At 54.1% G+C, this 4,808-nt stretch carries 1 protein-coding gene; it reads right to left on the bottom strand.

All coding sequences use genetic code 11. From position 1 onward, the window contains the following. Window positions 1-134 precede the first annotated feature (134 nt). On the bottom strand, window positions 135-4,775 hold the full coding sequence (locus tag AB5Y70_RS07130) for a choice-of-anchor K domain-containing protein (protein WP_327785931.1): 4,641 nt from the start codon (window positions 4,773-4,775) through the stop codon (window positions 135-137). Window positions 4,776-4,808 lie beyond the last annotated feature (33 nt).

Consider the following 4,808-nt stretch of genomic DNA (forward strand, 5'->3'; position numbering starts at 1 on the left):
CCTTCTCTTGAAGGGCGCCCTTTTTTATCTTCTTCTTGCATTGCCCTCCCCCTCGTCTGCGCCCATCCACCCAAAAATCCCCCATAAAAAAAGCGGCAGATTGCTCTGCCGCTTTTGCCCAGCCCGCTTGGCTGTTACTTGTTGATATCCAACATGTTGTTTTGCAACATGAAATCGATCACCTGGTTGGCAGTCGTCCCTGAACCGCCCGTCAGGGTGTCGAAGGTGTGGTTCATCAGCACTATCTCCTGGGTCACCGGCGCGGCACTGCTCTCCTTGACCTGCAGGTGCACCCCTTCATTGTCCTGGAACACCGAGAGCAGACTCTTCAGGTCAGTCGTACTGTGAGAACCATCGTGATCCAGCAGATCGCTCAGATCCAGCTTGTCTTCTTCCAAACGGTTGATGGTGCCTGACCCCTTGTTGAAGTCCATGATGTAATCCTTGGTCAGGGAGCCGGATACTGTATCCCCCTGATTCCAGACGAAGGTATCTGAACCGCCGTCACCACGCATTACATCATTGCCTAGCCCGCCGATCAGGATATCGTTCCCCAGACCGCCGCGCAGCCCATCGTTATGACTGCCGCCATCGATGTAGTCGTCACCGGTACCGCCAAACAGGATATCGGAACCTGACTGCCCGTAGATCTTGTCATTGCCGCTGCCACCATTGACCACATCCGCTTTGCTACTGCTGACATCAACACTCAGCAACAGACCGTCGCCATCGAGCATGGCATCGGCACCAGACAAGCTGCCTGTCATGATGTGATGAGCCTTGAGCTGATTTACCGTCAGTTGCAACGAATCGTCGGTACCGAATCCATCAGCCCCGGTTTTGCCTGCATAAATCACATCATTACCGCTGCCGGTTTCGATATGGTCATTGCCTGCACCGCTGCTGACGATCTGGTCGGCACTCCCTTTGTTGTAGCTGGTACCGGCATGTATGTGGTCGGTACCGCCGTTACTGGTAGTGACTTCGCCCAGCAGATTACCGCCGAAGGAAACATCAAGACGGTCAGGATTAGCTGCTCTCTCGCCATTGCGTACCACGATGGAGTCGTTGAGGTCAGTACCATCTACCGTCAGCGGCAGATGAACCGGAACCCCGTTGCTGTCCACCGGATTGACGCTGATGGTTAAGGTGCTGTTGGTGGTATCGCCATCGCCATCGCGCACGCTGTAGCTGAACACCTCGCGTGCATCAGCCGGGATCTGGCTGCCATTCTTGGTGACCTGATAGGTATAGGCACCGTTGGCCAGAATGGTCAGTACCCCGTACAAACCGACTACCTGGGTACCCGCACCATTGGTATAGGTGGTCGAACTGCTGCCGACCCCGTAGCCAATGACACTCAGACCACCATCAGCACCGGCAAGATCGTTGGCCAGCACATTACCTGTGGTCTGTGGCAGCTGATAACCAGACCCTTCCACCAACTTGACGATCAGATCGAAGCTGTTGCTGGCATTTTCGTTGGTGTAGATAGTCTTCACCACATTGCCACCTGCATCACGGAAACCCAGCACCTCGAGACTGTAGACCTTGCCTTCAAAGTTGAAGCTCGCGGTCGCAGTTCCGATAGTGATGATATCTCGCGGATCGGCCCAATCGTTCGGCGTTTCGTTGTGATTGAAATTGATGGTCACAGTCACTGGTGTCACTCTGCCCATGGAGTCGGTAACCGAGAAGGTTGCCTGCATGGTTACAGTGTTGATAGCCGTACCGGAGGAAACCGGATAATTGTAGTGGGTGAAAGTACCCAGTTTGATCTCTTCGTTGAGCGGGATCTCTCCGTTCAAGGCCGCATCGTTATCGGCAAAACCATAACCCGATTTATTTTCATTTTTTCCACCCCAGCGAATTTGATCCTTCGCTGTATCATTATCAGGGCCGTCAAAATGCTCCAGATTTTTACCGCCAGAAACATTAATCCATGAAGCCTCGACACCAGAAAACAGGAAGGTATCAACTACAACATCGACTTTCGCATCATCGACCACTGCAACCGGCACATCGTCACGCACAGCCAAGTCAAACGAACCGGTGGCAGTCTCAGCTCCAGATTTGCTTACCTCATAGTTGACGGTAAAGCGCAGTTCGTCCTGGCTGGTCAACACGGTGCTCTGACCATCCACTGTATGGCTAAGCGGCTTGAGCAGAGTAAAGGTGTAGCTCGGTGGGTTGGCACTGTTATCCACTGTCACAGTAAAGGCCACATTGGCGGGGTTGTTACCAAAGTACCCTTTGAGCCCGGCGCCATCCTGAACAATATTGACCGGCTGACCATCAATGCCCGTCACCCCGCTCAGACCCGTGATGCCAACAAGTTTGAGTTGTACGCCAGAGACATTGCCACCACTGCCATCCGTCACCTGCAGCGACTGAGTCACAGAAAGCGGACCGCTAGCAGGCATACCCACAGGCTCAGGCAAGTGTGCATTTCCGCCAGACAAACCATCCTCATCAACCAGCCCATTGCCCAGTCGCACAGAGAGATCGTTGTCAGTAATGGTTCCGGCTCCGGTCGCACCACCTACAGTCAGAGTCAAGGTTTCTGTCTGTTCTACCAGCTTGTCATTCACTGTCGGCACTGACACGGTAAAGCTCGTCACACCGGCTGGTACTGAGATTTTGCCTGTGCTGCTGTTATAGGTAACACCGTGACTGAACTGCAGAGTTCCCCAGTCAGAGTTAGAGGCAGCATGAGTACCACTACCCGCGATTGAGAGGCTGTACTCAGTCGCCACATTAGTCGCACCACTCAAGGTCACAACATGCTGCAAGGTAGCCCCTTCAACCACAGTGGCACTCGATACGCCGGTTACATCAGGGCGCGCCAGCGGGTTGACAGCAAAGCTGCCTTGCGAGCTGTCACCGTCCCGATCATAGGCCTTGAAGGTGAAGTCAATGTCGCCATCACCAACCGGGCGCTGCATCTCTGCATACTGGAAGAACTCCCACTTGCCCGTTGCAGGCGTGAATTGCATCTTGAAGATCAAGCTGCCATCACTGGCCTTGCCAACCATGCTGTTGGCACCTTCCGCGGTAATGGTAATTGCCAGACCAGCAGCAGTTTTCAGACCCGTTTCAACGGTGCCGGTAACCAGCTCCAGACTCCCTTTGCCATCAGCTCCCCATTGCGGTGCAACTGTCCCCGAGCCATAGGCAATTGCCTGTGGCGTATCGGAACCCAGAAACTCGATAGACTTGACGGTAAAGTCGCTGTTGTCCTTGACGTTGAACGAATTGCCGTTATCGGTTGCTTTGATCACCATGGTGTCAAAACCACCCTGCTGCACTTGGAAGTTCTGGTTGTACTCTCCCCCCGCCGCATCCGACCTAAAGGGAAGTGTTGAGATCAGAACTCCATCACGGTAGAACTCGACCACGCCGCTCTCCAGCTCACCACCGAACATCTTGCTGAACTCGATCTTGGCACCGTAAGCCACAGTGCCAGCATCCAGTTTGATCACCAGCTCTTCAGATACCCCTGAGCCGTCTGCCAGTTTGCGGAAATCGACCTCGTTCTCAATATTGTGGTAAGGGGCTGTCGAGCTCTTGACACCAATGCCTTCGCCCGAGCCATTAACCAGAGCACCGGTCAAGACAGTAGACGTTGAAGAGAGGAACCCTTTAGCCGTAATGGTGAACTTGCCACCATCAATGCTGGTGCGATCCCCGCTATAACCAGTCATGCTGAACTTGCCGGTCAATACATCAGGAATACTGGTTTTTACCAGCGAAACCGCTGCAGCATCGCCAGCAATGGGGGCATCATCCTCCACAGTGATGGGCAACGAAGCACTCGTAGTACTCTGGCCATCAGAAACAGAGACTACGATGTTGAAACTCAGCGTGTCCTCGGCACCAGTCACCGGATGATCTAGGGCGCCTTTCAGAGTAACGTCATAACCCCAATCTCCTTTGGTACTACCTGCAGGTGCAGTCAGCTTGACATCAAGCACAGCCTTGTAGTCCGCCCCCCCCAAGGTACCGGTATATCCGGTCAACACCTTGCCTGATGCATCCCAGCTCCACTTCACATCCAGCCCGCCAGACTTGAGCCCGGACGGGCCAGAGAGGCTGACCGTCACGCTACTGCTATCGATATCCGCCACTGTAATAGTGCCGCTAGCAACCTTCGCATTAGTGGTATCCGTATTGCCTAGATCATCTTGTAATCCGTTGGCCAGCCCCTCTTCAGACACAACAGCCGGTTTATTGATCACCACAGAAGGAGGGGCATCGTTGTCCACAATGACGGTCTCAGCACTACCTTTTCCATTTACTATCGAGATAGCTTCAAATGCCGAATTGGTCTTCACACCGCTAATAGTTACAGCAAGCTTTTCCTCCATCTCATAAATGGTGTCGTTTACTGTAGCAACAGTAAATTCGGCTTTGCCGTTCGTACCTATGGTCACGCTGGCTGGGCGGCCGCTAGTGTCGCCATCATTGGCCGCAGCACCGCTCCATGCTAGGTTCAGGGTCACCACTTTGCCTGTCGGCAGGGTTATGGCATTGCCATCCTTATCGACCAAGCTCACGGTGTATTTGAGCACGCCACCTTCCGCCACGCTGGCCTTATCCACCGCGATCTGGGCAAACACGGTGTCTTCCACGCTCGGTACCGTCTCATCGGTGATGGTGGTGGTCACTGCACCCGGCAGTGCCGGCGCCTTCTCGTAGCCACCGCCACTGGTCTCGCTCACGCTGACCTGGAACTGCTCGGCCGGCTCGGCATAAACGTCATCCAGGGTCGCCACGTCGAAGCTCACCGAGGTGGTGTTCGCCTTGAT

It is taken from the genome of Aeromonas sp. s1(2024) (assembly GCF_040908005.1).
GTDB classification, from domain to species: domain Bacteria; phylum Pseudomonadota; class Gammaproteobacteria; order Enterobacterales; family Aeromonadaceae; genus Aeromonas; species Aeromonas caviae.